The following is a 4,580-nucleotide window of genomic DNA, read 5'->3' as shown; positions in this document are numbered from 1 at the left end:
CCGCATACACACCAAACGTGATAAGACCCCACCATCTCACGTCGTAATGCAGCATTTGCATGTAATAGTGAATTGTCGAGGCTGAAGGTTTTACGCTATAACGACGACGCGACTCCAACAGCCCACGGGTCACATGCATAGCAAACAATATGCCAAAGAAAAGCACCGCAAGACCAACAGCCGCCATGATGTCGCCTAGTCGGTCATAGAGCAGATTAAAAGCAAAAATCCATACTACGCTGAGCGCGAGAGCCTCAGCGATAGTCCATATGCGCATGCCAAGCGAAATGGGTAAGGGCTCCTTGCGTTCAGTCATACGCTCAAGGCCATACTTTTTGCGCAGGCGCTCAATGCGTTTTTTCTGGCGACGACGCTCATCGCGCTCATTGGTTTTATTGGCATGTATAAGGGGATTTTCCGAGACAATTAAATCCCCGTCTTCGGTTTTTTTCCAAACGCTTGTGTGAGTAGGTTTTTCTTCGGGCGTCTCAGTCTGTGCATCCACCTTCAATGACTCACGACGTGCCGCAGGGCTTGCAGCGTCAATAGCAGCAGTGACATCCATCTCGACAGAGTTTAACGAACTGTCCTTTGTCTGAAGGATTTTTTTGCTCTTATGCACCTGCTTACCCTTGCTCATTTAGTGATTCCAAACTCTTATTACCATGGCACTATAGCGCCGCTAGCAAAATCACATCCCCATCGGCACAGCCACCCTTAATTGCACTACCAAGACACGGCAGATGCACACAGTATCTGCCGTGTTTGAAGTTTTATCTATTTAAGCGTTGGGAAACTTAATCTCTTTGGGGTACTCCCAGCTCTGAAGCTCTTCTGGAGGGAAGCTGTAAGGCTCGACACCCTGACCAGCAACAAGAGCGTGATAGTAGAGCTCAGCCAGCTCTTCGATATAGCAGACCTTGAGATAGGCCTCCTCCACGCTGGTCTCATCAACAGCAGCGCAACCATGACCTTGCATCAAAAAAACATCAGACTCGTGGACGGCTTCAACCACATTATCAGCAAGGGCGGGGGTGCCGGGGCGACCATAAGGAGCTACAGGAATACGAGCCTTGGAGCAGTTGAGAGTAGCCACCTCATAGACAACCGCAGGGATGGGCTTGTTGAGCACGGCAAGGGTTGTGGCATACATCGAATGTGTATGTGCCAAAGCGACAACGTCTTTGCGCTCCTGATAAATCTTGAGATGCATCAAGGACTCTGAGGTAGGACGCAAGCCGGTCTGGTTTTCGACAACATTAGCGTCAAAATCCATAACAATCATATCAGGGACAACAAGGTCCTCACGGTCAACACTCGTTGGGGTAATAACAACGAGACCGGTTTCTTTGTCAAGTGCAGAGAAGTTCCCGGACTTGTGCTTGCACAGACCATCGCGCTGAGCCCTCTTTGCAACATTCATAACACGAAGCTTAAGATCCTCAAGCATTGTTGGATCCTTTCTATTTGGTGGAACCAAAACTAGACAGAGCCTAACTAAAAAGCCGCCGTCCGTGCTGGGAAGAACACGGGCGGCAGCGATGCCAGATAAGTGGCTGGCGTTACCGCCCAGATAAACTACTCTTCAGAGCTGCTCTCAGGAGCGGCGTTGCCACCCTTCTTGATGTCATGGACCGTATACATAAAGCCCAGGATCCAGATGACCAAGCAAATCAAAGGCAGGAAGTTGCCCTTGAGGCAGTCAAGGAACTCTGCAAAGGCATAGGTCTGCAAAGGAGCATCCATACCAGAGTTCGAAATCATCTGACCAGCAGAAAGACCTAGCTTGAGGCCCGTGCTGTTTGCAAGATCGGTCATGAAGGGAGCAAATGCCGTACCGACGAGCAGATACACCGGAACAGCGATAACAAAGAGGATGCACATACGAGGCACGTTGCCACGGGTAACCATCCATGCGGGAACTGCAAGAGATACGTTGACGATACCTGCAAAGGGCAGAATCTCATTGCCATGACCAGCAAGCAGGAATGCCCAGATGGTGGTTACAGGAATGCCCCACATAGCGGCAATCCAAATCTCATTGGCGCCGCCAAGGAACGGCCAGTCGAGACCGACAACCAGCTGACGGCCTTCAAAACGAGCGTTCATGTACTCGGAAACGGCCTCAGAGATGGGTGAGAGGGCCTCCATGAAGTACTTGGAGATAACAGGGAAGAGCGTCAAGCACATGGCACACTCAACACCAGTGCCGAGAAGCTTGCCCGGATCATAGCCAGCAAGCAGACCAAAGAAGCAGCCAAGGATAAAACCAAGGACATGGTTCTCTGCAAAGATACCAATCTTATCATGCAGTGCTGCAGCATCCATCTTGGTGTTCAGTGCAGGGATCTTGCGAAGAAGCTTATCGATGGGGTACAGCCATGCAGCAGTAAATACCATCCTGTGAGTGGTGGTAACGCCAGGGATACCACTCATTTCATAAATCTGATCTTTGAACACATCAGCAATCTTGAGCTCAAAGATGATTTGGATAGCAGCAACAACAAAAGCAATGGGCACAGATCCGGTAACAGCAACAACACCGACAGCGGTAAAGATCTTGCCCCAGACATTCCAGAGGTCAGCGTTAAACGTATCGGTCTGATTGATGGTCAGCATGATGATGTTGACAACAATCATCAAAGGGAACATCAAAACGGCATACGGCCAAGTCCAAGAGATGGCAGACATGGTTGTCCAGCCACCGTCAACGATGGGCAAATTGATACCCAAGCGACTCAACATGGCCTCACCAATGGGACCCATGATGCCCGTCATATAAGAAATGAGCATGGACATGCCTGTAAAGGCAACGCCCAACAGCAAGCCAGAGCTTACAGCCTCAGACGGCTTCATCTTGACGATAAGACCCATGATAATCATGAGTGCAGGTACAAATACGTACGACGGGACAGAACTCAAGAAACCTTGAATCCATGTCGAAGCAGTACTAATGTCCATTAGGCACCCTCTCTTCGTTCGCGTGAAACTACACTTGCTAAACGCGCCACCAACTCCACACTCTTCCCCACCAAGCTTCCCCCCAGATGGGGAAGAGTGGAAAGCTGGCGTAGCACTAAATCATCAGAAAGCGCTACTTAGCAGCGTTCTGATAATCCTTGATGTAGCCCAGCAGCTTCTCGTACTCCTTCTGCTGGTTCATGCCAGTAAGAAAAGCGATGCCATCAATAACAGGCACACCGTAGGTCTTGTTCTTCTCGCGAACAATGGTGATATAGGCCGCTGCGTCCTTGAGATGACGCTCGACAGACTTAAGGTCAACAGCAGTCACCTGAGCATCAATGTTGTCTTTTTTTAGCATGCGGTTCACCTTGGAGGCAACAGTCTGAGAAGTAGCAACTCCGCTACCGCATGCAACGATAATAGGTACTGACATAACTAATCCCCTTTCAATTTGGACTTTCCTTGCTTTTTTGCAGCTCTTACTCGTCGTAGACCCATTCCATATCCATGACCGCATCATAGAAAGCATCGGCCGTAGGGGCCTTGAGTAGAGCATCAACCCAATCTTGACGCTGGAAATTATGCATCAAAATCTGTAACAAAATAATGTGCGCGCCGGGCTCATTAAAACCGAGCATAAACGCGAGCTTCACATCTAGCTTGTTATCGGGATCAGACATATCACCCCAAGGGATTGGGGTTTTTAGACGAACAGGAGCAATGAAGGGTTTGACGATAGCCTCGCCCTCAGTGTGAGGAATCGCAATGGGATAGGGTTCTACAGGCAGTGCAGTAGGGTAGTTGTTCTCACGCTCAGTAATGGATGGAAGATAGGTTTCGTTGACATAGCCTTTTTCTAGGAAACGCTTGCCCATAATCTCAAAAACTTCAAAGGGCGTGGACGCTTCAAGATCCACTTCGGCAAGCTCTTTCATTATGACTTCCTTGCCTAGCATGAAATTCTCCTCTCTCGCACATTTTTTATCATTGGTGCTCAGTTGATATAACTGTACGTTTAACTGCCCTTATATTGTGTGAATTATCGCAAACGGTCGTATTATTCCGGTGAACGGTTTTGTTTGTATTGTTAACTTTTGTTTGTTCTGCATCATATTAACATACATGTGCGAACTATGAACGTGCAAAATCAGCCCGGTAAAAGCCGACAGATATGCTGACGTGCGCGTTAATCTTTTCTCAACAAAAAAGCATGAACGTAATCAAACAAAAAATTTTCAGACAAAATAATCAGCTCTGATACAGCTGATTGGCAGTTGCACAGCAGTGCTTTTAACCTCAAAAAGACCAATCAAAACGCTGCGTCGCCCCTTTATTTTTTAGAAGATGACTTCGGTGAGCTCTGAAAGGGCTTTTACTTGTTTTTCTGTGATTGCAGCATCGGTCACAATACCATCAAGGTTCACCACATCGTAGAAACCGTAAAAATCTCGCTTGCCAAACTTGCTTGAATCGGTCACTACATAACGAGCGTCAGCACGATTGAGCGCCATACGAAAGAGACTGCCTTCAAGAGAATTTGAGCAAAAAATCAGTCCATCATGCACACCGTTGGTCCCCACAAACGCCTTGCTAATGCCAATAGCTTCAATAGAACG

At 48.1% G+C, this 4,580-nt stretch carries 5 protein-coding genes and 1 pseudogene; all 6 read right to left on the bottom strand.

Annotated features, from left to right (window positions below):
• On the bottom strand, positions 1–640 hold a 640-nt coding region (locus Q0X25_RS07260; RefSeq protein ID WP_298580602.1), incomplete at its 3' end, for a hypothetical protein.
• A 141-nt stretch (positions 641–781) separates the two neighbouring features.
• Entirely contained in the window at positions 782–1,450 is a 669-nt protein-coding gene (locus tag Q0X25_RS07255; RefSeq protein WP_298580600.1) for a class II aldolase/adducin family protein, read from the bottom strand.
• A gap of 128 nt (positions 1,451–1,578) precedes the next feature.
• Positions 1,579–2,961 (bottom strand): PTS galactitol transporter subunit IIC, encoded by a 1,383-nt coding sequence (locus Q0X25_RS07250; RefSeq protein ID WP_298580597.1) that lies wholly within the window; start codon positions 2,959–2,961, stop codon positions 1,579–1,581.
• Between the two features lie 133 nt (positions 2,962–3,094).
• Positions 3,095–3,397, bottom strand: coding sequence for a PTS sugar transporter subunit IIB (locus tag Q0X25_RS07245; protein ID WP_298580594.1), 303 nt, complete (start codon positions 3,395–3,397; stop codon positions 3,095–3,097).
• A gap of 46 nt (positions 3,398–3,443) precedes the next feature.
• Positions 3,444–3,920 carry a PTS sugar transporter subunit IIA gene (locus Q0X25_RS07240; protein WP_021734477.1) on the bottom strand — a complete coding sequence of 159 codons (477 nt, stop codon included), beginning with the start codon at positions 3,918–3,920 and terminating at the stop codon, positions 3,444–3,446.
• A 381-nt stretch (positions 3,921–4,301) separates the two neighbouring features.
• Positions 4,302–4,580: pseudogene (locus tag Q0X25_RS07235) on the bottom strand (DeoR/GlpR transcriptional regulator); the annotation flags it as partial.

Source organism: uncultured Olegusella sp., from assembly GCF_947253395.1.
Classification (GTDB): Bacteria; Actinomycetota; Coriobacteriia; order Coriobacteriales; family Atopobiaceae; genus Olegusella.
The sequence above is the reverse complement of the archived record's forward strand: the minus strand, read 5'-3'. Positions and strand labels throughout refer to the sequence as shown.

What these genes read in the sequence shown, in the direction of transcription:
- Q0X25_RS07255 (WP_298580600.1), bottom strand. Translation starts at nt 1,450, where the DNA reads ATGCTTGAGGATCTTAAGCTTCGTGTTATGAATGTTGCAAAGAGGGCT.
- Q0X25_RS07240 (WP_021734477.1), bottom strand. Translation starts at nt 3,920, where the DNA reads ATGCTAGGCAAGGAAGTCATAATGAAAGAGCTTGCCGAAGTGGATCTT.
- Q0X25_RS07250 (WP_298580597.1), bottom strand. Translation starts at nt 2,961, where the DNA reads ATGGACATTAGTACTGCTTCGACATGGATTCAAGGTTTCTTGAGTTCT.
- Q0X25_RS07245 (WP_298580594.1), bottom strand. Translation starts at nt 3,397, where the DNA reads ATGTCAGTACCTATTATCGTTGCATGCGGTAGCGGAGTTGCTACTTCT.